Below are 22,239 nucleotides of genomic sequence, written 5' to 3' on the forward strand. Positions count from 1 at the left end.
TAACCAATCAAACCGATAATAATCAGGCGATTTCGCGCAGATCAGCAGCATCAGGCTCGCGCAATACGTAACCGCGACCCCAGACTGTTTCGATGTAATTGATGCCACCCGAAGCATTGTCGAGCTTTTTACGCAGCTTGCAGATGAAGACGTCGATGATCTTCAGCTCTGGTTCGTCCATGCCGCCATAAAGATGATTGAGGAACATTTCCTTGGTAAGCGTAGTACCCTTGCGGAGCGAAAGAAGCTCCAGCATCTGGTACTCCTTGCCAGTCAGATGAACGCGCTGTCCGGTCACTTCTACCGTCTTCGCATCCAGATTGACGATCAGATCACCAGTGGTGATGACCGATTGGGCATGCCCCTTCGAGCGGCGCACGATCGCATGGATTCGGGCAACCAGTTCATCCTTGTGGAACGGCTTGGTCATATAGTCGTCAGCGCCGAAGCCGAGACCACGAACCTTATCCTCAATGCCAGCCATGCCGGACAGGATAAGGATTGGTGTTTTCACCTTCGACAGACGCAGGGTCCTCAGGACTTCATAACCGGACATGTCCGGCAGATTGAGGTCGAGGAGGATAATGTCATAGTCGTAGAGTTTGCCGAGATCGACACCCTCTTCGCCCAAATCCGTCGTATAAACATTGAAGCTTTCCGACTTGAGCATCAATTCGATGCTCTGGGCCGTTGCACTATCATCTTCGATTAAAAGAACCCGCATATCATTCCCCTTTTCCCGCCGCTGAAATGGGTTGCCCAAAACCCTTGGTCAGGCAATCCCGAGTCAGGTCGCGAAACAAGCCGTTTCCATAACGTTAAGATTGCCACCGAATGGTTAACAAAATCTAATTCCGCTTTGCAAGTGTCTTTGACTCATAAATTAAAAATCACAGACACTGCATTGATTCATAAGGTCAACCGCCCGCCCCAAACCATCAGCCAAAGCATCAGGTTTTTCGCTTAAGCGATTCATTCGACTCAATAAACTTGCCGCTTCAAAACTTGATGCATCGGTTTACAGAGCTTTAAGTCTTAAGGCGTATGATTAATGCTGAACGTAAAGGAAAGGTTACCAAGCGGGCCTGACTTTAAGTTTTTGTTTCATTTTACCCAGGTGATTCGGGTCAAATGGGGCTGGATGAGTGTCCAGAAACATTTTGTGGTGCTCAGAGTACCAGCTTTTGGTGAAGCGTTACGGGGGTTGTAAATATGAAGTCGCATGAAGGTTTGGTTCGATTGAAGCTCTTTCAGGTCAAGGAAAAGCGGCGCCAACTCGGCCAGCTCGATCTGATGATGGGCGAATTCGAACGCATGGCTGCAGAATTGGACGCGCAAATCACGTCTGAAGAGACAAAAGCCGGCATCACAGACACCACACATTTTGCCTATCCGACATTCGCAAAAGCTGCGCGTCAGCGTCGCGACAATCTTTTTGTATCGATCAGAGATCTGAAGAATCAAAAAGATGATGCAGAAGCCGCGCTTGTCGAATCGGAAACGGAACTGGCAAAGGCTGAAGCTTTAGAGCAGCGTGACGGCAAGCCACGTGATACCGAAGAAGTCGTTGTGCCAGACCGCCGCGCAATGATCGGTTAGTCCGGAGACTTTTTGATAGAGTTCAGCAGTAAGCGCGCGAATCTATCAAAATGTCTCATTTCTGCTGAATGACATCAGCCCAATCTTCGTGCCTGAGCGATTGGGCGCGCATGAAAGGGCATAGCGGAATGATCTTCCAGCCACCTGTCCTTGCATCTTCAACCGCGTGTAGCGCCAAGGCCTGCCCCACGCCTTGGCCGCGCAATGCATCCGGCACGGCCGTATGATCAATAATGATAAGATGCGCACTCGCGCGGGAGTAGGCCATCTCAGCCTCATTGCCGGAAACAGTTGCTATATAGCGGCCCCCACTCCTCGCTTCTTCTTTTTCAATCTTGATTTTCTCGGACATCCAAGACTCCTTGGGTTTCAAGCGAGCGCAATTATTGCTTCGCAGCTTTTCCGACCGTGCTCGACGCGGTGTTCAAAAGTCCAGTAACGTCGACGAGAATGTGAGCGGACTCCTCAAGCAGCGCGTCCTTGGCATTCTTCAACGCTTTTTCGCTTGCAATGTCTGCGGTCAGGCTTCGCTCATTGGCTTGCAGCCCGTCCTCCTGAAAGGCTGCGTCAAGCGGTGTTACACCATCAGCTTTTTCACGAGCCTTGATGCGACTGAGCTGCTGTTCTCGTTCACTACGTCTGTCTGCTTCATTCAGTGAAATGGTTTTCTGTTTACGGCGGCGATCCAGTTCAGTCGCATCTTCCACGAGCCGCTGGAAGTCTTTGTCCTTGGCCACACGGGTATCATGAAGGCTCTGAACTTGAGGCAACACATCCTTTATGTCACCCAACTGCTTATAATCTGCCTTTTTCACCTGTAGCCATGGCAAGGCATTGTCGTAACTTGCCTCACCCATATTCTCGAGATCGGAGAACCCAGGCAAACTAATGTCCGGAGAAACGCCTCTCAACTGGGTTGTGCCACCATTGATACGGAAAAACTGGGCGACTGTCATTTTCAGCTCGCCAAACTCCGGCTTCGGATTATTCGCCTCTTCGTCAAGGTTGACCACAGTTTGCACGGTTCCTTTGCCGAAGCTTGGCTCACCAATGACAATGCCACGGCCATAATCCTGTATGGCCGCTGCGAAAATTTCCGATGCCGAGGCAGAGCCGCGGTTGATCAATACGCCAAGCGGTCCGGTCCACGCTGCAGTACGTGTATCAGAACCATTGACCTTGATCTGACCATCATGATTGCGCTGCTGAAGCACCGGACCCTTGCCGACAAAGAGACCCGTCATTTCGATGGCTTGAGGTAACGATCCACCGCCATTGTTACGCAGATCGATAATAACGCTGTCTACCTGTTCCTTTTTCAGTTCGCTCAACAGCTTGGAAACATCGCGGCTGGCACTCCGGTAGTTCTTGTCGCCTTTCCGTCGGCCATCGAAATCTTCATAAAAGGTCGGCAGCGTAATCACACCAACTTTGTTGGTCACGTCACCATTCTTGACCTGAAGGATTGTCTTCTTGGCCGCCTGTTTCTCCAGATTGATCGTGTTGCGAACAAGGCTGATCTCGCGATGCTTGCCATCCGGTCCGGCATCGGAAGGGAATATGCTGAGGCGAACCACCGTATCCTTGGTGCCACGGATAAGTTTAACCACATCAGGCAGCGGCGTACCGACGACATCAACCATCTCGCCATCTTTGCCCTGCGCTACACCGACAATCCTGTCGCCAACACCAAGTTGGCCGGAAAGCTGTGCCGGTCCACCCGCGACCAGTTCACGAATGGTCGTGTATTCTTCGCGTTCTTGCAGGACAGCACCAATGCCCACCAGTGAAAGCCGCATGGAAATGTCAAAATCCGAAGCGGCAGTTGGGCCGAAATAGTCCGTGTGTGGCTCTATCGAGTTTGTGTAGGCATTCATGAATATCTGGAAAACGTCTTCGCTCTTGTATTTGTAAGCACGTGAAAGCGAATTCGCATATCGCTTGCCGAGCGTGGTGCGGATTGTCGCGTCATCGTTTCCAGCCAACTTCAGGCGCAACCAATCATTCTTCACGCGTTTGCGCCAAAGATCACGGCTTTCAGCTTCTGTTTTGGGCCATGGCTCGTCGTCACGGATAATTGGAAAATCTTCTTTGACGCTGAAATCAAAATTCTGCTTCAGCAAGTCACGGGCAAAGTTAAGACGCTCAACCACGCGCTGCTCATAAAGGTTGAATATGGTGAAAGGGATCGTCAGATCTTCCCCATAGATGCCATCATCAAGTTTGTCTTTATCGGCATTGAAGACATCAATATCAGCCTGCGAAAAGAAAAACTTCTCTGGGTCGAGCGCCTTGATATAGCGGCCCAATATCTGCTCCGATAGTTCATCCCCTAGCGGTACAGTCTTGTAATGATACTGGATTAGAAATTGCGCGCTTAAATGGGCGGCCTGTGCCTGTTCTTCGAGAGGTTTCAGAACTGGCGGCGTACCGCTCTCCAAGGCAAAGGCCGATGTTGCCAGCCCCATGAAAACCAATAGAAAGCCGATTCTAGTACGCATATGATTTCGATCCAATATCTTTGCCTGCAAGACTATCCCAAGTCTGTATCGTGTTTGTTCCCGTCCGGCCAGAAATTAAAGATGCAAAAGCCACCAAAAATTATCTCGCTCTGGATAAATGCCATCATGCCATGTGATATGCCTGATCAGCTAACCGGAAATCCTTTTTAATGCGGTCAATCGTCCCGTTACTTCTGTTTGTTGCAACATTCACATTGGCACTCGGGCTGACCATGCCTCTCATGAATGTCAGTAAACTCTATTTCTTCGAGGAAAACCCGTCACTCCTCGGCATCATCCAGTCGTTGTGGAGCGAGGGCGACCAATTGCTCGCAATAATTGTCGCACTCTTTTCGGTTGTTTTGCCAATCACAAAGCTTGGAGTTGCGCAAATGGCGACGATGGAGACCGCTCCAGTAACGCACGCGTGGCACCATTCCATCGCACTCCTGTCGAAGTGGTCGATGCTGGATGTCTTGCTCGTGGCATTGGTAATCTTCGGTGCAAAAACCAGCGGCCTTGCCACAGCGATTGCTCAACCCGGACTATGGTTCTTCGCCATATCGGCCATTTTTTCAGCCATTGCGACCCATATCGTGCTTCGCAAGGAAGCTGCTGGTTAGCGCTAAAACGCGTGCCGCATGAAACTAAAAGAAAAAGGCTGGTCCGAGGACCAGCCTTTTTCGCGTTCGCATGCACCATCATCTAATGACGATATTGCTGTATCCGGGTCGTTCTGAGACCTGCCAGGCCGTGATCGGAGATCGACGACTGCCAGGAAAGGAACTCCTCCACCGTCAGCGTATAGCGTTGGCAGGCTTCCTCAAGACTGAGAAGACCGCCGCGTACAGCGGCAACCACCTCGGCCTTGCGGCGAATTACCCAACGCCGCGTGCTAGCGGGCGGAAGATCGGCGATGGTCAGCGGGCTGCCATCCGGGCCGATTACATATTTTACTCTCGGTCGAACAAGATCGGTCATTGTACTCTCTACACTTAACTTCAAGACCTATCGCAGCTGACATTACATGCAGGGCTTTAATAATTGACTAAACACGTGGTCACTCTCTGGTAACTTCCGTTAATAGAGTCATATTGTTTTCGTTAAACTTTAGCCGAAGACGCATGAGCGTCGACTGCTCCGCTCAAATCAGGCGATCGAAATAGACTCCACGGAAAAAATACTTGTGATGCCGGTTATTGTTGGCAGGCTGATGCATTTCACCTATATAGGTCGGATAACAGCCGTGCGCCTATATGCCGCTGCATCCAATTGGAAATGCTTATGACACTGAACAGTCTCGATCTACCGGCCCGCCCGGAAGACACCCGCATCGTCGTTGCCATGTCCGGCGGCGTAGATTCCTCTGTTGTTGCAGGCATTCTTAAACGTCAGGGCTACGATGTAGTCGGTGTTACCCTGCAACTTTACGATCATGGCGCCTCAACACACCGTGCAGGCTCGTGCTGCGCAGGGCAGGATATTGAGGATGCCCGCCGGGTTTCGGAGCGCATTGGCATTCCTCATTATGTGCTCGATTACGAAGCTCGTTTCCGCGAAGCTGTTATTGATCCGTTCGCTGCAAGCTATGTCAGCGGGGAAACGCCCATCCCTTGCGTTTCCTGCAATCAGACAGTGAAATTCGCTGACCTGCTGCAGACTGCCCGTGATCTTGGTGCGGATGCGCTTGCGACGGGTCATTATATTCGTAGTCGTGCCAATGGCGAACATCGCTCACTTTTCAGACCTGTCGATACCGACAAAGACCAGAGCTATTTCCTCTTTGCTACCACGCAGGAACAGATCGACTATTTGCGTTTCCCGCTTGGTGGACTGACCAAGGCGGAGACGCGAGCCATTGCTGAAGAACTTGGCCTCACTGTTGCCAACAAGCAGGACAGTCAGGACATCTGCTTTGTCCCGCAGGGCAAATATTCTGACATTATCTCCAAATTGAAGCCGGAAGCGGCAAACCCTGGCGACATTGTCCATATTGATGGACGTGTTCTAGGCCGCCATGAAGGCATCGTTCATTATACAATCGGCCAGCGGCGCGGTATTGGCGTGGCAACGGGCGACCCACTTTATGTCGTGCATCTTGACGCCGGAAATGCGCGCGTCGTGGTTGGACCGCGCGAAGCCCTCGAGACCCGTAAAGTCTTCCTTCGCAACGTTAATTGGCTTGGCGATGAAGCTTTGGGCGATGTTCCAGAAGGCGGCATTGAAGTTTACGCCAAGGTTCGCTCAACGCGTCCACCTCGCCCGGCAGTTCTTCACCATCAGGCAGGCGAAACATGGGTTGAACTGGTCGATGGCGAAAGCGGAATTGCCCCGGGTCAGGCTTGCGTTCTTTATTCAGACGACAGCAATACAGCCCGTGTTTTCGGGGGTGGTTTCATTGGTCGTTCGGAACGCGCCCCACAGGCAGAGGCCATGCTGAAAAAACTTGCTTCACAGAGCCAGCACGCCTGATCAAATCAACATCACTCAAATAAATTAGGGGCCACTAGGCCCCTTTTTCTTGGAAGTCACGAATAGTACCGATGATTCTATCCTGATCATCCGCGCTTAAATACGGATGCATTGGCAAACACAGAATATTTTTTGGCAGTGTTTCAGAAACGACCAGACCGCCTGGTGCACGGCCATAATGCTTGTACGCATCTTGCAGATGCAGTGGCTTTACGTAGTAAATTACGGACGGAATGCCATTGGCCTGCAAATGCGCCTTCAAGGCATCGCGATCATCTACTTCGATAGCATATTGCGCCCAGGCAGAACGTGAGCCTTCCGGCATAACCGCAACTTTGGCAATATCCCTCAGACCCGCCGCATAGCGCTTGGCGACAACCTGTCGTGTTTCCATCTCGTCTTCAAGAATCGCGAGTTTTTCAATGAGAATCGCGGCCTGAATCGTATCAAGACGGGAGTTCAGGCCGATGCGAACATTGTCATATTGCGTCTCGCCCTTACCGTGGAAAAGAACCGAGCGCATTATTTCTGCCAGCTCACCATTATTGGTGAAAATTGCACCGCCATCTCCATAACAACCGAGCGGTTTTGCCGGGTAGAAGCTGGTGGCACCAACGTCACCAAACGCGCCGCACATGGCATTGTCACGCTTTCCGCCGATGGATTGCGCAGCATCCTCAATCACAAACAGACCCTCTTTAGCCGCAACAGAGGAAATCGAGGTGTAATTTGCGGCCAGACCAAACAGGTCGACGGGAATAATCGCCTTCGGCTGCAAGCGTCCTTCGGCACGGACTGCATCCACGGCTGCCTGTAACTGTTCAACATTGATGTTGTAAGTATCGGGATCCACATCAACAAACACAGGCTCCGCACCAACAAGCGCCACCACTTCGGCCGTCGCTGCAAAGGTAAAGCTGGGAACGAATACCGCATCACCGGGCCCGATGCCCTTTGCCATCAGTGGAATTTGCAGTGCATCCGTGCCATTGGCGCAGGCAACGACGTGCTCGACGCCGATATATTCTGCGAGACGCTTCTCGAATTCGCCCACTTCCGGGCCGAGAATATACTTTCCTTCGCGCACTACTTTGGCGATGGCTGCATCAAGTTTATCGCTAATCCGTTCACGCTGTGCGCCGAGATCGATGAACTGCATCATTGCTCCAATAAAAGTTCCCGCGAATCCATTGCGGGCGAGATCTAGGCAACTCTTTAAAAGGGCAGACCAAAGACCGCCAGATGTTGCCGTTCAAAGTTTGCCTCTTGTTGTAACAAGGCGTGGGCTTTGTACCAACGCCAAGCTCCAAGGGCAATGAAAAGCTCAATCAGCCTTGTTGTGCGCGACGGTACCCGCGGTGAGTATTCTCAACACGCGAACGGCTTCCTCACCATCGGTTTTCGGTTCTTCACGTGTTTCAATACTGTGAATGAAACTTTGGCACTCGCGTGTGAGGGGCATGCCCTGCGCAACCTTGATATAGGTTGGCTCTTCCGTCGTCGAAGCCCACTGGCCATTATCCTGCCAGATGGAATGTTTGTAGACCGCAAGCTTCCGGTCCCATGGTTCCATATCGTCAAATACAGCCATCGCCTTCGTACCGACTACTGTCAGGCGGCGCTCGCGATAAGGATTGAGACGTGAAGCAAACAGATGGCCACGAACGTTGTTTGGAAAACGCAGATGCAAATGAGCGAAGTCACTGAGATGATCCAGCACTGCAGCGCCCTCACCCCGAACCTCCAATGGCTCCGTGCCGGTAATAGCAAGGATCATCGACAGATCATGGGGAGCAAGATCCCATAGCGCATCGTTCTCTGTGTGGAATTTGCCAAGGCCAAGACGGTGCGAGTGAATATAGCGAACATCGCCAAGATCACCGACCTTGATAAGTTCCAGCAGTTTCTCGAAAGCCGGATGAAAACGGAGGACATGACCAACCATGAATATGCGGCCATTATCACGTGCTGCTTTCACGGCAGCTTCCGCATCAGGCACAGTCAGCGCAATTGGTTTTTCAACGAGAACGTCTTTGCCATTATTGACAGCGCGTATCGCAGCAGCAGCATGAAACTGTGGTGGGAGCGCCATGACAATAGCATCGACATCAGGGTGAGTGAAAAGATCTTCCACTTCAATGTGCAATACACCCTGCTCGGCAGCAAAGCCGGCAGCACGATCGCTATTCTGGTCAGCCACAGCGTAAAGCGCGCCGAGACTTTTCAGAGTACGGATATGATTGCTGCCCCAATAACCACAACCGAGCACTGCAATTCGTGGAGCCATCTTTTCAGCCTTGTTCATGTCCGCATGCAATATCTGGAGCAACTAACGAACACAAGTGTTGCAAGCGTGCCTGCTCAAGAATTCAACCCATACAGTGGACAAGCATGGTAAATGTTGCCGTGGCTAATCGGGCAGTTTCACAATTGGGATTGGTTTCGGGCTTTTTATAGGCATAGAGGGCAGTAGAATTTCTTTTCGCACAACTTCCCAACTTGGATGCGGATAAGATTGCTTGACAGGCTCATTGCACCCACATATATCCGCCCACGTCCCTGTCGCCCGTCTTTGGCGAATGACAGTACGCTCCCAGGTCAGCTTTATGAGGCAACCATTTATGGGTCGTAAGATATATGGGGCGAAGTAGCTCAGTAGGTTAGAGCAGAGGAATCATAATCCTTGTGTCGGGGGTTCGAATCCCTCCTTCGCTACCATCGTCACAGCCGACAGGTCGGCACCCAGTAGACTTGAAAGATAACCCTTGATTTGAATCGTGTATTTCTCGCCTTTCTGGCGGGGCATTACGATTACTTCTGCGACGAGCTCTCGGAATGAACCGATGAGCTCACTATCAGGCGCGACATTACCTTGCGAAAGGATAGCCGCTAGATTCTCTATGTTTTCCCGGAAGCGTTCGACGGCCTGCGGATGAAGTTCAATAACATTAGTTGCCTCACCTGCCGTTGCCAAATCACCGGTGAGTCGCTCTTTCTCTGCCCTAAGTGTTGCCAACAGCGGTTTTGCTTCTTCATCAGAAATAAGGTCGGCTGCAATCTTTCCGATCAATCTATCCAGCTTCGACTGTGTATCGGCCAGTTTCTGCGAGGTTGTGCTACGGTTCCTGCGTGCATCAGACTCAATTCGCCGTCGCTCATCTCGATAGGCTTTGACATACTCTGCGATTATCGTTGGATCTGAGAACTGGAGGCGGAGTGCGTCAATGACGTGTATCTCCACCTTCTCTATGTAGTATCGTGCGGAATTGCTGCAGGACCACGACTCTCGATGTGTGCTGCACTGGACACGTGGCCCGCTCCGATCGTGGCCAATCATAACCAGCCCGCCACCACAAGCGCCACATTTTAGCAAACCACTCAGGACTCGTTTATTACGTGGCGCATGACTTGCATGTTCTCCGCCAACGGTTTCTTTGCGCGCCTGCACAGTATCGAAAAGCGCTTGGTCTACTATCCGAAGGTGCGGAACATCCGCTTGCCGAAACTCTGACGAATCGTTGGGACGCGATACTCTCTTGCCAGTCGCGGGGTCTTTCACCATGCGCACACGATTCCAGACGATGCGGCCAGAATAGAGTGGATTGCGCAAGATACCATTTCCGCGCTTGCCATTGCCGTTGATGGTAGGTGCAGACCATCGCGTGCCACGAGGCGCCGGAATGCCATCCCGGTTCAACATGCCAGCGATGTCGCGCGGGCTTTGTCCAGCGGCATATGCCTTAAAAATACGTAGGACGGTTTCGGCCTCCGCAGGAACTATGTTTAATTCGCCAGGCTTGCCCAGTACAGGGCTGTAGCCATAGGCTTTGCCGCCTGCGTTGCGCCCATCATCAATGACGCCCATCAGGCCCCGCTTTACCTTACGGGCGCCCTCCTCGCGTTGCATCTGGCCAACAATGCCGTGCATGCCGATCTGTAAAGAATCCTGTTTACCTCCGTTCACGCAATTGATTTCAATGCCGCGAAAACTGAGTCTTTTGTGGATACCGGCCAGGTCCTCCATGTCTCGACTAATGCGATCGGGAGCTTCCGATATCAAAACGTCGAAACCGCCCTCTTGAGCAGACTCAATAAGGTCGGCAAGTCCTGGCCTTCCGAACATAGATGCGCCGGAACGGGCCTTATCCGAATAGCAAGCGACTACGCTGCACCCGATACGCACAGCATACTCCGAGCACAGCGTTATTTGGTCGTCTACTGACTTGTCATTCTGGAGGTCAGTAGAGAATCGCGCATAGATGGCAGCACGTTTCAATGCGATCGCCTGTTATCGTTTACAGCCTCCGGTATACGTGCATCTAGGCGGGCCTGTCGACGCGCCATTGCCCGGATCATGCTCAAGAGCGAGTCGGATGGCGTAACTTCATTCTGTGCGGGCTGATGCCTCATTCTTAGTTCTCCTCTTATAGACGCGCGGTATCATTCCGCTGGCCACGGTTGGTAAGTCGCAGGGCGACGGCTCACCATTGGGTTTCGATGTCGAACTGGTTGCCCTGCTAGCCTAGGCCCATCTTTTTTGGTGTGCTTATAATTACAAAGTGACTCAGATGGGTGTGTCAACTTTTCTTATTACGGGTGGTAGATATCGAAAATGCAAGTTGGAGCCCACGGCACGATTCGAACGTGCATCTTCCATCCTTTACGGTGTGCGCGGTAGAAACGCGTGCCGCTACGTGGGCGATTATTTATGCGGCCGCTCGATCCAAACTGCCGACGATACGAGTGATTTCGCGGGTATGTGCGCTTTCCTGATTGCGTGCAGTGAGGGTTATAATAGCGTCGAGCTTTGCCTGCCGGTCTTCCTTACTGTCTGCATCGTCCTCAACAATGGAATCCACTACTGACAAGACGGCATCGCGCAGGTTATCCATGGCGTCATCCGGCATGTAAGAGTGGTATTGTGCATCCAGAATCTTCGTGAGAAGGCCGGACATGTTTTGCAATCTGGTCGGATGGGTTATCATTTAGGTGTGCTCCTTCGTTGGCTTATATTTTCTATATAACGTAAAATAGAACATATGCAATATTTATTTTGCATAATACGTAAAATAGACATATTGAGCACTTTTCGACACCACACGAGGAGAACCACATGGCCACACCTAAAGAATTGGTAAGCAAAGTTTCTGAAGCAACGGGGATTCCCGAAAACACAGTTGTCCAGCACGATCGGAACTTAATGGCTACCGGATTGCGAACAGAAGGACAGCGCGGCAGAGGAAAGTCGTCCGTCACATACCAAGATGCGGCAAACCTGCTCATCGCCGTTACTGCTTCCCGCAACGTCAAAGACAGCGCACTGGTCGTTAATGCCTATGCGCCCTTAAAGCTAGATGGCGATTACATGTGGGAGGAAGACAAGCGTGGAGGAACGTTTGGTGATGCAATTGCAGCAATGCTAGAAGCGTCACCGGATTATGTTTATGATCGTGAATTTTATATCAACGTCCTCATGTATGGCCCAAAGCCGAGCGCAAAGATTGAGATAAGTATAGGCGATACGGAAAGACACTATAATTTTCCTGCGGCGAAAACCCCTCCCCATCCCTATAAATGGGAGGGTGACTTTGAATTCACTGCGAAGTTCACACACACTTCAATCGGCATGATAGGTGATCTTCTGAAGGACTTGCGTAGGTGATTGTTGTTGTCGACCACCAGACTCTCAGATGGTCGCGACAGCAATTAACCTTCTGATCTATCTGATTTCAAATGACCTGCATTGATAGAAGGATTCAGAATCAGATGACTGGTTTATTTGCGTAAAGGTCTTTGTGTCGTAGTCGAAAATGTGTTTCTTCTTCGATTGATATGCATCGCAGAGGAATAAGCTAGCAGTTCGATTGCAGGTGCGAAATGTAAAACTAAATCCATCTTGGTTTACGTAGGTTATATCAGTGTTAGAGACAGCAAGGATAAACGGGGTTCCACTCTTACCGTGACCGTCATAGGGATACCCACCAGTATAAATGCATCTGTAGACCTCAGCGGACGCCGGATTTGCAAACATCAGGGCGGCAATTGTAAAAATAGTTAACCGCATCACAGTTCCCTCATATGAATATGCTGGTTATTCAGTTTTTACTCAAACAAACTCCCGCTACAATTGCAATTGCGTTCCTCCCAATGCCGTGCAAGCTTGCTTGAACAACGGGAGGGGATATGAAACAATTTATATACGTGCTGGGCATCCTGCAGATCGTGGCGGCCATATTTGTGGCTATTGGCTCCAAATCTGCGATTCACGAGATATTAGCGACAACGGCTTTCGGCTTTGGAGTTCTTTCGCTCGGTTTTGGTGCCGTCCTGGGTAGATTAGAGAGATAGCCCGGCGACTAGCCAGACCTCACTCCCGAAGCGCTATCTGGCTGGTGAATCGCAGTTGCGGTGTGAGGGTTTGGATGTGAAAAAACAAGAAGATTAATCAGTGGTTTGTGAAGGGGAAGGTGATGACAATTCATTCCAATTTTGTGGTGAAAAGAGAAGCTGAGATTAAGACTGGTGAGCTAATCAAATATCAAACCGCCAGAGGATGGGGTTTGGGATTTGTGCTATCAAATGCGGAGGGGCGATTGAGTGTGGCAGCACTTCGAGAGACCGGACAGTCCTCGTTGCCGATCCACTCCACATTTTTTACGTCAGACACAATCCTAAGCTTCGGTACCGACTATGTTATTGAGCTCCTAGATTCGGACGAGACATGGCCAGGAAACTATGCGGCTCATGCAGATGGCACGATCACGCTAGGCCATAACGGCAAGATATTGCAGCTATCGGACGGACGCGGTGTAGGTAGACCAAACTGGCTCGATTTGGAAACCATGAAGTTCTCGTCTAAGGCAGACAGTGAAGGATCCCCTGTTGTCAAATGGCGAATTTGGGCCAACGAGCAAGATTACAACAGCTTAAAATCTACTCCTATATTTGAGTTTGGCACAAAAGTTGAATCACCTAGTTGAAGGTTGCCGGTATCTGTCCCATTTATCTTTCATAGTTAAAACAGGAGGCGGAACAATGAGTGATGAAAAGAGTAACAAACCCACAACTACACGAGTGTTTATTGGTGACTCACTATCGGCGAAATCGCTCGAGGGCAAGCTCACCAGGCCCGGCCAGTATATTGAGAAGGGGCAGTCCTTCGCCGCGCTGGCGCCCAAACTCACCGCTCCTGAACCAGCACCGCAGCCAACGGTCCAACCTACAGCCTCGGCTAACAGCAAGAAATGATTGAATGGCTGGATAGCAAAAACATCGAAGCTATCGCCGCGTGTGTGACCATTGTTGGATTTTTTGTTATCGGCTATCAAATAAGACTATCAAGAATTGCCAGTGCCCATGCCGCTCTTGCATCTCAGAGTGTTGAATTAAGAGATTGCATGGAGCGTCTTGGAGATCATCAAAGAAACAATGACGCTGTAAAGTGGAATGACGACGTAATCCATTTGGTCAATCTCCTGGAGCTGACCTGTGCGGTAATTTACGATGGAATGGCGAAAGGTGCTGCTGGCGAATTTTTAATGGATTCGGTGGTCGACGTGACGGAGATAATGGAACGAAATCCCGACGTTTTGGAAGTCATACGCGAAGCCACTGAAAACGCGCACGTTTATGCTTATCTTTATCGTTTCGTTCTTCGACATAAGTTCGAACTCAAGAATTTGCGAGTAGCGCTATCTTATGTGAATGATAAACCGCCAGTTCGAATGGGCGCCAGTCAAAGGCCTTGGCTGTCACCGCAGAAGTATTAGTCTTCAACAGGTACGACAAATTCAACGAATTTGGCTTGAAACCAATCATATGGCTTCTGTCCTTCAACAACTTGTTTGAAATGAGTAGCAAATTCTACAGTATCTGGGCCCACGTAGTTGAAACCGTTGTCGCTTAGAAACGCTAGTCCCGATGTGAATCCGGTCCGTTTGTTTCCCTGCTCAAAGGCGTGCGCCTCCGCGATAGCGAACATTAGGGTCACGCTAAGTGTGACTACGTTGTATTCATCATTGTAATGGTAAATGTTCTGAGGACGCATCAATGCGCCTTCAAGCTTAGCCTGAGACAGGAGAGCGTGATACTCTCCTGAATCAGCGACGTGAGCTTCGTTGATTTCTAATACCGCCTCTAAAGGCAGCCACCTAGGTTCATTTGGCAAGTTCTGCGATCACCTTAGGAAATCGCTTAATCACGTCCTTAGTGAAGGCAGCATAATCCGTCTTCTTGCTTGTTGGACGTGCTTGGAACCTGGTATCATTACCTGTCGCTTCACGTGTAGCATTAGCTGTGCGAGTGAACGCAGTTGTGCTATAAACCATCACGCTCTCCCTTCATGCTAGATGTTAATGTGCGCGTGTGTGTCATACACATGGCATGCATAACTTAATTATTCAACACCTAGTTGAACAATTAGTTGCGATGATATTCCTGATGGTCGCGTAATGACATTCCTGATGGTCATTGCGTCGGTGTGCTAATGTAATGTCTTCTCATGCTTCCACCACGCTGCCACTTCAGTTCATGTAGAACATACTACGGGGTCTAACAAGTGCACCTTCACCATCCCTTAACCAACTGCGCGCACCCTGCCTGTGCCTGACCTATTGTCAGCAATAATGGCCCGGTGCGTTTTGTTCTGAGTAGTTTGCAGGCGGGCTCATACTATAATTGCAATTGCGTTCCCTCGTCGCTTGGCGAGCGTCGAGCAGAGGGACGGCACCATGGACCCGATAACAGGCCACCAGATAGCTGCAGCACGGGTAGTTCTAGATTTGGGCCAAATCGATCTAGCTAACCTCGCAAAAATAGAAGTACTTTCTCTTATCGAAATTGAATCCTATTCAGGGGTTATTTTTGGTCCAGAAGCAGATGTGTCTGCCCTTGTTGCCGCTTTAGAAGAGAAGGGCATTGTTTTTGGGATTTCCAACGGCATTGGACAGGGAATATGGTTCGAGGGCGAATACTGGTAATGTGACCAATTGATTTGATCCAATTGCTGCACTGTGCCGTACTGCTTTGTTGTTGATTTGAATTATCTGTCGAATCTATCTGGCAGAAATGTCAAGTAAAGCGAGACCGACATGCCGCTCTCGAACGATAACGACAATGACACCGACTATGATCCGTACATGACACGGATATGGCCGTATGTAATCGTGTTCATCATAATTGCGGGAACATCACTCTACTTTGGTTGGTACTATGGGTAGGGTGCGCACCGGGACCATTGATCCAACCACACCACCGCTGCGTATCGCTCTCTGCTGATCCCCGTCAGCACGAGGCCTGATGCTACACCCTAAGCAGTAGTGTCAGGCCTCACCATCCAACTAGAACCAACTCCCTATTGCGAAATGAATAACCTGCACATTAAGCGACGAACCGGGCCCGGTATCACCAAGCCACGGGCGGAATGTATTGCCGCTTGTGACTTCCAAAGTTGCCGAAAATCGAGCGGGTGCGTCGTGATGAATTTTCATAGGTTTCCTTGCTTTAATTCAATCTCGTATTTGTCTTATTGGCCTTGCGGATAGCCTTGATGGTGTTAGCTTCGAATGAAGCCCTATCTTTGGCTAAAGCCATTTCAAGACGTGAAACTGCCTCAGCCGAAGCACCACGATTGTCGATAACCGGAGCGTAGGTGAAGGTTCCAGCACCGCCAGAGACACCACCCGCCTTCAAAGAAGGCATACTTGGCGCACGCAATTTATGGTTTGGAATAATCTGAGCGCCCTTTGGGACGTTCATCAGTTCCGGGCCTTTTTCACCCACAACAGATAGACCACCTGGAGCATTATTTGTGCCCTTGGCGTAGCCAACAATCTTGCCGATGGCACCAAATATTCCGCCGAATGCGCCACCTCCGCTGCCGCCACTAGCAGGCTTGAACAACGCATCAAAGGCAGAGTTCAAAAGAAGGTCGCCTAGCTTCTTCGCCAGGTTGCTCAAGGCGTCTGACAGGCTTGCGGCACCTGTAAGGGCATCCATCGCGCCTGACTTGAACGTGTCATAGAACTCAGATGACGCTTGCTCGGCGCGTTCCTGAGAATCCTGCACCCTACGCAATTCATCAGCCTGTCTTGCGTACGCAGTCGATACAGCGTCGATTTGCGAAATGTGTTCTGGTGACAGTTTTATGCTGTCGAGGTCCGTTTGGCCTTTTTTGCGGGCCTCTTCCTTCAAATCAGCCAGCGCAGCCTGTTCTAGGTCCAGGGACATGCGACGCTTTTCTTGCGCCTCATAGGACTGTCCAACGAGCCCCAGTTCAACTTTCAGCGCTTCTGTACGATCACGGATGGCTTGTATGTCATCAGTGATTCGACTGTCAGCGGTCCGCGGTGCCGCCTTAGCTTTCGGTGTCTTTGGTGTCTTAGTCGGATCCACTGGATAGTCCGCCAGCGAAACGGGCACAACCTTTTCAGGCAGGATCGGCGTCGGCGTAAATGGCCTGCTCGGCATCTTGAAGGCGGGCTTGGCTTGCTCTGGATACTGCAGCAACTGCGCCTGATACTGGCCAATATCCCGCTTCACCAGCGGGCTGTTTTTGAGTGGACTGTTCTGAAGATCGCTGATCTTCTTTTCGATCTCCAGGCGTTTGTTGGAGATATCAAGTGCTTGTCTTTCAGGTGTGGCGGTCGACTTGATACCGATTGCACCGCCCAGGAAACTACGCTCGCCCGTTGGTCCAGCCAGGAACTTGCCAATATTATCAAGGCCAGTCCAATGTCCTGCCTCGGTAAAGAAATTTTGGCCCGCCTGCTGAGCCTCTTTGAATGCCGTTACAATGGCATTGATGTTGCCAATGAACGTCTCGAAGTTGAGCGACGATATTTCGGTGGCGATCTCATCCATGGCACCGCCAAAGGTTTTGGCAGCCGTTGAAGATTTGTTGAAACGACCGGCAACATCCGTGAGCACATTAAACAGCCGAACGAAGCCTGACGATACTGTTTGCTCTGCTCCAGCAACCTTTTCTTGCAAGATTGGTGCACCGGCCGCAAACGCGTCAAAAAACGCTTTTGATGAGACTTTTCCGTCCTTCACCAGCCGGGTCAGCGCTCCGACAGAACCGCCTGTCTCTTTCATACCGGCTGCAACAGCTTGCAAAAGAGCAGGAGCGCCGTCGATCAAGCTCCCGTACTCTTCGGCCTGAATTTTGGTGCCGCCGATGGCCTGCCCTAGCTGAAGCAAGGCGCCTGCGGATTCGGATGCCGACTGACCGCCGGCACGAAGAGCCAAGGCGACATTGTCGGTGAATTTGACCAGTTGCCCCTGGTTAACTCCCAAATCTTTCGCAGCAAGTGATGCACGTCCATACAGGGTTGCAAGGTCGCCAATAGGCACTGCATTACGCTGCGCGGCTGCAAAAAGTTGATCGTAAACGTTCGTTAGGTCTTCACCAGCCAGACCAGCGGACTTCAATGAATTTTCGATTTTGATACTGCTGTCGATCAGTGACGAAGCGCTCTTCAGTGCAGCCGCTCCCACGAAACCACCAGCCAAAAATCCACCGGCGCGGCCAACTTTGGAAAAGGCAGCATTCATTTTTGCCGCAGCGGACTCGGCCTGCCTCTGCATGCCTTTAAATTCGCGTCCCGTTACCTTTGAGGCATTTTTCATCTGCCGCTCTAGAAGCGCTGTACGCGCCTCTATTGAGAGCAGAAGCTTTTCTTCATCCGTTGCCATTCCATACCTTCCTGACCGCCTTGCGAACTGCCGTATTGACCCGTCGCGTTACGCGCTTCCGATTGGCCCGATACGACACGTAGAAAAAGGGTTGCTTCGATGTTCCTGGATTTTTTGACCCAGCAAACCGGCCACCGTTCAAATGGGGAGCCGTGCCAAACTCAACGAAGCGCGCGTAGTAAGCTTTGGCGTTGCCAGCGAATATCGTGATGGTTGCGTTGCCACTGGCAGGTTTGACCTTGCCGATAACCATTGCGCCCTTGGGAGCTTTGCCCCACGTCCAGCCAATGCTTGCTTTCAAGTCTCCATCATCTACAGCGACGAGATTGCGCATCATGGTTACAATCTCTTCGGCGCCGACTTCCATGGCGTCATAAGCGGCGATCTCGCCTGCCTTGACGATTGCAAGCATTTTGCGCTGGATACGTGCCAGGCCGCCGTCGTTAGCCATCGACGGGCACAACAGCCGGGGTATCGTTACCGAAGAACGAAGCTTCGAGGATCATCAAGGAAAGAGCCATGTTTTCCGTCAGTGGACGCTTCTCGACGTATCGCTCAACAAGACGTAGAGCATCAACAGGCTTGGTGCCGCCGCCAACCAGGGCGAGCCGTACAATTTCTTTGATATCACCAATCAGATAAATGCCTTCGCGATGCATGCGATTGAACGTTCCGAACAGGCTACGGCTATATTTAGCTTCCCATTCGAGCGCTTCCGGCCAGCCGAATTGAAAGTCGTAGTTGCCGTCGCCAAAAGGCTGAGTGATGCGGGCGTAACTGTGGTCGTTGTCCATGGATTCTCCATAGTAAAAAGCCCGCGCTAGGGCGGGTTACGTTGAGCGCGTATCGACGAACGACTGCACGACTGCTATGCCGATGACGCATTGAGGGGGAATGAAATGAGAATAATTATTTGCTTAGTATCGTTAGCTTTGATGAACACGTCTGCTTGGTCGCAAAGCTCGAAAGAATACGCACAGATGGCAAAGCGTTCTTGGTCGGCTTTTGAATGCGCAGCGCTAGCTTCCACTGCCGAGTTGAAAGAGGAACATGAGCGTCTTTTCAAGATGGGCTATGATCTGGGTAAGATATTCATTGATGCTGTTAAGCAAAATAAAGTTGAGGGAAAAGACGCTAATTCCATCGTTCCTTGGGGGTTCAGCTTTAACATGTCTGGCCCAAGTACAGATTTCGCACTTGGGGTCATATGGATGACCGCTTCTGACAATAGTGGTAAGGAGGTCCGGATTGCACAAGATGGCAAACCGATCGACTCTGGACTTTGGAAGAATCTAGCAGAGTCGAAGTTTCGCAGAACTAATTGCGAGTTGCTCTGACTAGCTATGAGCGCCGAAACAACTCATCATCAGGGTCGTCGACCTGAGGCGACCAATTGATCTTGCCAGCGCTCACTGGTGTAGCGCCAAGCTGCCCCAGAATCTGGCGCAACAGGTTCATCCCTGGGACACCGAGTGTGCCGTCTCGCACCTTTGCCTGTAGGTAGCACGCCAATCCGACAATGCAGCGGTGGCTTTTATCCAGCCAAGGTAAGCGCGCATCAAGTTCCTTCCATGCTTCCCTTGCTTCGGGTTTCAACCATTTTGGTGGTGCCCCTAAAGGCTCACCGAGTTTTGCCTCTGTTCGGTTGCGGTAACGCTGTGGATTCTTGCTAACTGCGCCGGATAGATGGGCTAAGGCAAGTGGTTTTCGTGGTGGTGCCATAAAAGTCTGCCCCCATAGTTTGATGTGTGGAAATGCGCGGAAAGCAGCCACACCGGTCCTATGCCGGAGGTGTTGCCGACTTCGGTGGCACCCCTGCGTGAACGATGCACCGCGTGCAAGGCCGAAGCCGAGGGGACCCACGCGGTGCTGTGCTCATGTCGGATGAAGGAAAGGAGTAAATGGCGGGCCTTCATCCAACTGCGACCGAGCGAGCCTTCCCAACTACCCGCCTGATTGTTTACGCGACTACAAGCGAGCCTTTGACGAAAGCTTCCGGCCTATAGACGGCAAGGGCGAGACGTTCCTCTATTCTCGCAGTTATGAGGTTCTTCTCAAAATCGTCGGAATTCTCACTCGAGATAAGAAATTCGATTTCGAGCCGATCAAAGATTTCCGCACCCGTTTCGAAGCCGCCTAGCAGGAAGTTACCAACAGGCATTGCCATGCTTGGAATTACTGGGAGGTCCCAAATACGTGGTGCAGTGGTGCCGAACGGGCCATCCGACAAGTAGTTACCACCCAAGTCTTTTATGCCGAGAATACGGCGCCAATCGCGCACAGAGAGCACTATACCAGATGCAGGTAGCTCTGCCTCTTCGGCCTGGCTGATGGCGTGAAGCAGAATATCTAGTTCTGTGTCGCCTGAAGCCGTGCGCGAAGTTTCATATGCGCTGGCCTGCGGGATGATACCGTTGAGGTTCTGACCCGTATTGTTGCCGTTCAACAGCTGGGTTTCTTCAACAAGCTTCAAGCCGTATTGGCCACGTGTATTGATGTAACCCGCAAGCGCTGGAGTATCATCCATAATCTGTCGGCTGGCCTTAAAGAGATGGGCGAGCGTGCGGACTGGAGAAGTCACGAGATCGAACGTGATGTCCGAGTAGGGCTTCTGCGCACCTTCAGCAACTGGTGCAGCATTGTTGGTAAAGCCGGTCTCTTTTGGATATTCAATTGAGTTCGAAGTCGTAGAAGTGCTCGGAATCAAATCACGAATCGTGAATCGACGCTCTGGAGGTGCGACGATACCGGGGCGACGATCAGCTTGCACCAGAGAAGTACCTGCAGAACGTCCCGCACCAACCGTAGTATTAGCCGATGTGAGCGCCGCTCTCTCTAATTGAATAAGGGATTTGCCGCGGAAACTAGAGGTAATGTTTTTGATCTCGTCGTGGTTTGCGACAAGCTCGCCGAGAGATGTGCCGACATCTTCGCCAGACATATCTTTCTCGCGGGCGGCGCGCTGTTCAAGACCGAATAGACGACTGTTGTACTCGGATTTGAAGGATTCGATAGCAGTGGCGATTTCGCCAATTTGGGTAGCTAATTGAGTCATAGATGTACCTTTCGGCCCTATGGGCCGGTTGTGTAGTTTTTGTTGTGATTGGGGCGTTTAAGGCCGGTAGCCTGCTTCGATTGCAGCCCTACAGGCACGGCGAGTGTTCCAGCGCGCATCTATACGTGCAGCCTCTCGCTCGGCTGGATGCCTAGTAGTGCTGCCTTTAGGATTGGATGTGCCGAGCAGAGACGCCAATTTCTCCAGCGCCGCACTATCATTGTCACCGGCATCCTGTTGCGCAATGAATTCGTTGATGATGAAGAACGCTCGTTCGCGTTGTTCGCTTTTAGTGAGTTTCGTATCCTCTGAGAAGAAAATAGAAACGTCTTGGCCTGCGGGGAGCGGGTACAGACCTTTTGGTAGATTTGTCATTTGGTTCCTTATCGAAATGCTCTTTGCAAGCGGGCCAATTCGATCATCGACTCTGCCTGTGCTGGAGGCTGGCCTTGAAGTTCTGCTGCAATGGCGACGAGGGCATATCCCGGCACGATCGACGCTTTCGCGGCGGTTTTTGCTGGAGCTTCCGCTCCAAAGACCGTGTGATTGCCATTGATTACAGCGGACACGCCTGCAGGGTCATGGCGAATTATGACGTGCCCAATATCCGCAGGCGGGCCGAATAGAAGGTCAGACAGCACGTCGCTGAAATGTTGGCCGTGCTCATTTTGAAGTGTGCCAAATGTTTCGACTGACTGTCTGACATGACCGAGCCCGTTGTCCGCTAGCGTTGCGAGTACAATTGTGAGCATTTCGATGTTGTCTAGATCAGGTGGGTAGCGTTTACTCCCCTCCGCACGGGACACCATCCCTGCTTCCGCAAGTCGCTGTGCAATTGCTTCTATACGTCCAGCACCCCGCCCAAGACGGCGCGCCAGAATCTCGACGACGGAAGACTTTCGCATCCGGGCGCCTCCT

Annotated in this window: 26 protein-coding genes and 2 tRNA genes; 11 read left to right on the plus strand and 17 right to left on the minus strand. The window is 51.2% G+C overall.

Features of this window, described 5'->3' with window-relative positions:
- Window positions 1-22 precede the first annotated feature (22 nt).
- A complete protein-coding gene (gene ctrA, locus PMI41_RS10190; protein ID WP_008124398.1) occupies window positions 23-724 on the minus strand; it encodes a cell cycle two-component system response regulator CtrA in 702 nt (233 codons plus the stop codon).
- A gap of 488 nt (window positions 725-1,212) precedes the next feature.
- Here ctrA and PMI41_RS10195 point away from each other — a divergent pair, with 488 nt between their 5' ends.
- Entirely contained in the window at window positions 1,213-1,599 is a 387-nt protein-coding gene (locus PMI41_RS10195; RefSeq protein ID WP_008124400.1) for a hypothetical protein, read from the plus strand.
- Window positions 1,600-1,654: 55 nt separating this feature from the next.
- Here the strand turns inward: PMI41_RS10195 and PMI41_RS10200 are convergent, their stop codons facing one another.
- Entirely contained in the window at window positions 1,655-1,951 is a 297-nt protein-coding gene (locus tag PMI41_RS10200; protein ID WP_008124401.1) for a GNAT family N-acetyltransferase, read from the minus strand.
- A 31-nt stretch (window positions 1,952-1,982) separates the two neighbouring features.
- Window positions 1,983-4,100 carry a carboxy terminal-processing peptidase gene (locus tag PMI41_RS10205; RefSeq protein WP_008124402.1) on the minus strand — a complete coding sequence of 706 codons (2,118 nt, stop codon included), beginning with the start codon at window positions 4,098-4,100 and terminating at the stop codon, window positions 1,983-1,985.
- Between the two features lie 170 nt (window positions 4,101-4,270).
- On the opposite strand from PMI41_RS10205, the gene PMI41_RS10210 reads away from it, so the two are divergent.
- Window positions 4,271-4,723, plus strand: coding sequence for a paraquat-inducible protein A (locus tag PMI41_RS10210; protein WP_008124403.1), 453 nt, complete (start codon window positions 4,271-4,273; stop codon window positions 4,721-4,723).
- 82 nt (window positions 4,724-4,805) lie between these two features.
- Here PMI41_RS10210 and PMI41_RS10215 read toward each other — a convergent pair whose 3' ends face one another.
- A complete protein-coding gene (locus tag PMI41_RS10215; RefSeq protein ID WP_008124404.1) occupies window positions 4,806-5,081 on the minus strand; it encodes a DUF1153 domain-containing protein in 276 nt (91 codons plus the stop codon).
- Between the two features lie 303 nt (window positions 5,082-5,384).
- Between PMI41_RS10215 and mnmA the strand changes: the two genes are divergently transcribed.
- Window positions 5,385-6,572 (plus strand): tRNA 2-thiouridine(34) synthase MnmA, encoded by a 1,188-nt coding sequence (gene mnmA, locus PMI41_RS10220; RefSeq protein WP_008124406.1) that lies wholly within the window; start codon window positions 5,385-5,387, stop codon window positions 6,570-6,572.
- Between the two features lie 34 nt (window positions 6,573-6,606).
- Here mnmA and PMI41_RS10225 read toward each other — a convergent pair whose 3' ends face one another.
- A complete protein-coding gene (locus PMI41_RS10225; protein ID WP_008124407.1) occupies window positions 6,607-7,731 on the minus strand; it encodes a DegT/DnrJ/EryC1/StrS aminotransferase family protein in 1,125 nt (374 codons plus the stop codon).
- A gap of 165 nt (window positions 7,732-7,896) precedes the next feature.
- Window positions 7,897-8,859, minus strand: a complete 963-nt coding sequence (locus tag PMI41_RS10230) for a Gfo/Idh/MocA family oxidoreductase (protein ID WP_008124408.1) — start codon at window positions 8,857-8,859, stop codon at window positions 7,897-7,899.
- Window positions 8,860-9,213: 354 nt separating this feature from the next.
- Here PMI41_RS10230 and PMI41_RS10235 point away from each other — a divergent pair.
- Window positions 9,214-9,290: transfer RNA gene (locus PMI41_RS10235), tRNA-Met, on the plus strand.
- Here PMI41_RS10235 and PMI41_RS24625 read toward each other — a convergent pair.
- From PMI41_RS24625 to PMI41_RS10240, 3 genes are all read right to left on the minus strand, one after another.
- Window positions 9,247-10,848: a recombinase family protein gene (locus PMI41_RS24625; RefSeq protein ID WP_081497124.1), complete on the minus strand. Its 1,602-nt coding sequence runs from the start codon at window positions 10,846-10,848 to the stop codon at window positions 9,247-9,249. The genes PMI41_RS10235 and PMI41_RS24625 overlap by 44 nt on opposite strands.
- Window positions 10,849-11,192: 344 nt before the next feature.
- Window positions 11,193-11,272, minus strand: a tRNA-Leu gene (locus PMI41_RS25030).
- 6 nt (window positions 11,273-11,278) lie between these two features.
- Window positions 11,279-11,557 carry a hypothetical protein gene (locus tag PMI41_RS10240; protein ID WP_008124410.1) on the minus strand — a complete coding sequence of 93 codons (279 nt, stop codon included), beginning with the start codon at window positions 11,555-11,557 and terminating at the stop codon, window positions 11,279-11,281.
- A 128-nt stretch (window positions 11,558-11,685) separates the two neighbouring features.
- Here PMI41_RS10240 and PMI41_RS10245 point away from each other — a divergent pair, with 128 nt between their 5' ends.
- The 5 genes from PMI41_RS10245 (at window position 11,686) to PMI41_RS10265 (ending at window position 14,341) form a co-directional block, all read left to right on the plus strand.
- Window positions 11,686-12,234, plus strand: coding sequence for a hypothetical protein (locus PMI41_RS10245; RefSeq protein WP_008124412.1), 549 nt, complete (start codon window positions 11,686-11,688; stop codon window positions 12,232-12,234).
- Between the two features lie 521 nt (window positions 12,235-12,755).
- The gene (locus tag PMI41_RS25035; RefSeq protein ID WP_008124415.1) at window positions 12,756-12,920 is read left to right on the plus strand and encodes a hypothetical protein; all 165 of its coding nucleotides are present in this window, start codon (window positions 12,756-12,758) and stop codon (window positions 12,918-12,920) included.
- A gap of 122 nt (window positions 12,921-13,042) precedes the next feature.
- Window positions 13,043-13,552: a hypothetical protein gene (locus PMI41_RS10255; protein WP_008124417.1), complete on the plus strand. Its 510-nt coding sequence runs from the start codon at window positions 13,043-13,045 to the stop codon at window positions 13,550-13,552.
- A 55-nt stretch (window positions 13,553-13,607) separates the two neighbouring features.
- Window positions 13,608-13,820, plus strand: coding sequence for a hypothetical protein (locus tag PMI41_RS10260; protein WP_008124419.1), 213 nt, complete (start codon window positions 13,608-13,610; stop codon window positions 13,818-13,820).
- On the plus strand, window positions 13,817-14,341 hold the full coding sequence (locus PMI41_RS10265) for a hypothetical protein (RefSeq protein ID WP_008124420.1): 525 nt from the start codon (window positions 13,817-13,819) through the stop codon (window positions 14,339-14,341). Before PMI41_RS10260 ends, PMI41_RS10265 begins: the two co-directional genes overlap by 4 nt.
- Here the strand turns inward: PMI41_RS10265 and PMI41_RS10270 are convergent.
- Window positions 14,338-14,739 carry a type II toxin-antitoxin system death-on-curing family toxin gene (locus PMI41_RS10270; protein ID WP_008124423.1) on the minus strand — a complete coding sequence of 134 codons (402 nt, stop codon included), beginning with the start codon at window positions 14,737-14,739 and terminating at the stop codon, window positions 14,338-14,340. The two genes, PMI41_RS10265 and PMI41_RS10270, sit on opposite strands and share 4 nt — an antisense overlap.
- Before the next feature lie 562 nt (window positions 14,740-15,301).
- On the opposite strand from PMI41_RS10270, the gene PMI41_RS10275 reads away from it, so the two are divergent.
- Complete coding sequence (locus PMI41_RS10275; protein WP_008124427.1) at window positions 15,302-15,550, plus strand: hypothetical protein; 249 nt, start codon at window positions 15,302-15,304, stop codon at window positions 15,548-15,550.
- 523 nt (window positions 15,551-16,073) lie between these two features.
- Here the strand turns inward: PMI41_RS10275 and PMI41_RS24215 are convergent.
- The 3 genes from PMI41_RS24215 to PMI41_RS24220 are packed head-to-tail and all read right to left on the minus strand — an operon-like array spanning window position 16,074 to window position 19,060.
- Window positions 16,074-18,266 (minus strand): tape measure protein, encoded by a 2,193-nt coding sequence (locus PMI41_RS24215; protein ID WP_008124434.1) that lies wholly within the window; start codon window positions 18,264-18,266, stop codon window positions 16,074-16,076.
- Complete coding sequence (locus tag PMI41_RS10285) at window positions 18,253-18,717, minus strand: HK97-gp10 family putative phage morphogenesis protein (RefSeq protein WP_008124436.1); 465 nt, start codon at window positions 18,715-18,717, stop codon at window positions 18,253-18,255. Before PMI41_RS10285 ends, PMI41_RS24215 begins: the two co-directional genes overlap by 14 nt.
- Window positions 18,710-19,060: a gene transfer agent family protein gene (locus tag PMI41_RS24220; RefSeq protein ID WP_008124438.1), complete on the minus strand. Its 351-nt coding sequence runs from the start codon at window positions 19,058-19,060 to the stop codon at window positions 18,710-18,712. Before PMI41_RS24220 ends, PMI41_RS10285 begins: the two co-directional genes overlap by 8 nt.
- 105 nt (window positions 19,061-19,165) lie before the next feature.
- Here PMI41_RS24220 and PMI41_RS10295 point away from each other — a divergent pair, with 105 nt between their 5' ends.
- Entirely contained in the window at window positions 19,166-19,603 is a 438-nt protein-coding gene (locus PMI41_RS10295; protein WP_008124440.1) for a hypothetical protein, read from the plus strand.
- Between the two features lie 4 nt (window positions 19,604-19,607).
- On the opposite strand, the gene PMI41_RS10300 is transcribed toward PMI41_RS10295, so the two are convergent.
- From PMI41_RS10300 to PMI41_RS10315, 4 genes are all read right to left on the minus strand, one after another.
- Entirely contained in the window at window positions 19,608-19,988 is a 381-nt protein-coding gene (locus PMI41_RS10300; RefSeq protein WP_008124442.1) for a hypothetical protein, read from the minus strand.
- Window positions 19,989-20,226: 238 nt separating this feature from the next.
- Window positions 20,227-21,321 (minus strand): phage major capsid protein, encoded by a 1,095-nt coding sequence (locus PMI41_RS10305; protein WP_008124444.1) that lies wholly within the window; start codon window positions 21,319-21,321, stop codon window positions 20,227-20,229.
- Between the two features lie 57 nt (window positions 21,322-21,378).
- Window positions 21,379-21,696, minus strand: coding sequence for a hypothetical protein (locus tag PMI41_RS10310; protein WP_008124446.1), 318 nt, complete (start codon window positions 21,694-21,696; stop codon window positions 21,379-21,381).
- Window positions 21,697-21,704: 8 nt separating this feature from the next.
- On the minus strand, window positions 21,705-22,226 hold the full coding sequence (locus PMI41_RS10315; RefSeq protein WP_008124448.1) for a hypothetical protein: 522 nt from the start codon (window positions 22,224-22,226) through the stop codon (window positions 21,705-21,707).
- Between the last annotated feature and the right edge of the window lie 13 nt (window positions 22,227-22,239).

It is taken from the genome of Phyllobacterium sp. YR531, assembly GCF_000282595.1.
Taxonomy (GTDB): Bacteria; Pseudomonadota; Alphaproteobacteria; order Rhizobiales; family Rhizobiaceae; genus Phyllobacterium.

Bases quoted from the DNA above. Each gene is read 5' to 3' on its own strand.
- PMI41_RS10210 (WP_008124403.1), top strand. From the start codon at position 4,271: ATGCGGTCAATCGTCCCGTTACTTCTGTTTGTTGCAACATTCACATTG.
- PMI41_RS10240 (WP_008124410.1), bottom strand. From the start codon at position 11,557: ATGATAACCCATCCGACCAGATTGCAAAACATGTCCGGCCTTCTCACG.
- PMI41_RS24220 (WP_008124438.1), bottom strand. From the start codon at position 19,060: ATGGACAACGACCACAGTTACGCCCGCATCACTCAGCCTTTTGGCGAC.
- PMI41_RS25035 (WP_008124415.1), top strand. From the start codon at position 12,756: ATGAAACAATTTATATACGTGCTGGGCATCCTGCAGATCGTGGCGGCC.
- PMI41_RS10200 (WP_008124401.1), bottom strand. From the start codon at position 1,951: ATGTCCGAGAAAATCAAGATTGAAAAAGAAGAAGCGAGGAGTGGGGGC.
- PMI41_RS10195 (WP_008124400.1), top strand. From the start codon at position 1,213: ATGAAGTCGCATGAAGGTTTGGTTCGATTGAAGCTCTTTCAGGTCAAG.
- PMI41_RS10310 (WP_008124446.1), bottom strand. From the start codon at position 21,696: ATGACAAATCTACCAAAAGGTCTGTACCCGCTCCCCGCAGGCCAAGAC.
- PMI41_RS10300 (WP_008124442.1), bottom strand. From the start codon at position 19,988: ATGGCACCACCACGAAAACCACTTGCCTTAGCCCATCTATCCGGCGCA.
- mnmA (WP_008124406.1), top strand. From the start codon at position 5,385: ATGACACTGAACAGTCTCGATCTACCGGCCCGCCCGGAAGACACCCGC.
- PMI41_RS10255 (WP_008124417.1), top strand. From the start codon at position 13,043: ATGACAATTCATTCCAATTTTGTGGTGAAAAGAGAAGCTGAGATTAAG.
- PMI41_RS10245 (WP_008124412.1), top strand. From the start codon at position 11,686: ATGGCCACACCTAAAGAATTGGTAAGCAAAGTTTCTGAAGCAACGGGG.
- PMI41_RS24215 (WP_008124434.1), bottom strand. From the start codon at position 18,266: ATGGCAACGGATGAAGAAAAGCTTCTGCTCTCAATAGAGGCGCGTACA.
- PMI41_RS10305 (WP_008124444.1), bottom strand. From the start codon at position 21,321: ATGACTCAATTAGCTACCCAAATTGGCGAAATCGCCACTGCTATCGAA.
- PMI41_RS10315 (WP_008124448.1), bottom strand. From the start codon at position 22,226: ATGCGAAAGTCTTCCGTCGTCGAGATTCTGGCGCGCCGTCTTGGGCGG.
- PMI41_RS10260 (WP_008124419.1), top strand. From the start codon at position 13,608: ATGAGTGATGAAAAGAGTAACAAACCCACAACTACACGAGTGTTTATT.
- PMI41_RS10225 (WP_008124407.1), bottom strand. From the start codon at position 7,731: ATGCAGTTCATCGATCTCGGCGCACAGCGTGAACGGATTAGCGATAAA.
- PMI41_RS10215 (WP_008124404.1), bottom strand. From the start codon at position 5,081: ATGACCGATCTTGTTCGACCGAGAGTAAAATATGTAATCGGCCCGGAT.
- PMI41_RS10230 (WP_008124408.1), bottom strand. From the start codon at position 8,859: ATGGCTCCACGAATTGCAGTGCTCGGTTGTGGTTATTGGGGCAGCAAT.
- PMI41_RS10295 (WP_008124440.1), top strand. From the start codon at position 19,166: ATGAGAATAATTATTTGCTTAGTATCGTTAGCTTTGATGAACACGTCT.
- PMI41_RS10205 (WP_008124402.1), bottom strand. From the start codon at position 4,100: ATGCGTACTAGAATCGGCTTTCTATTGGTTTTCATGGGGCTGGCAACA.
- PMI41_RS10265 (WP_008124420.1), top strand. From the start codon at position 13,817: ATGATTGAATGGCTGGATAGCAAAAACATCGAAGCTATCGCCGCGTGT.
- PMI41_RS10285 (WP_008124436.1), bottom strand. From the start codon at position 18,717: ATGGCTAACGACGGCGGCCTGGCACGTATCCAGCGCAAAATGCTTGCA.
- PMI41_RS10275 (WP_008124427.1), top strand. From the start codon at position 15,302: ATGGACCCGATAACAGGCCACCAGATAGCTGCAGCACGGGTAGTTCTA.
- ctrA (WP_008124398.1), bottom strand. From the start codon at position 724: ATGCGGGTTCTTTTAATCGAAGATGATAGTGCAACGGCCCAGAGCATC.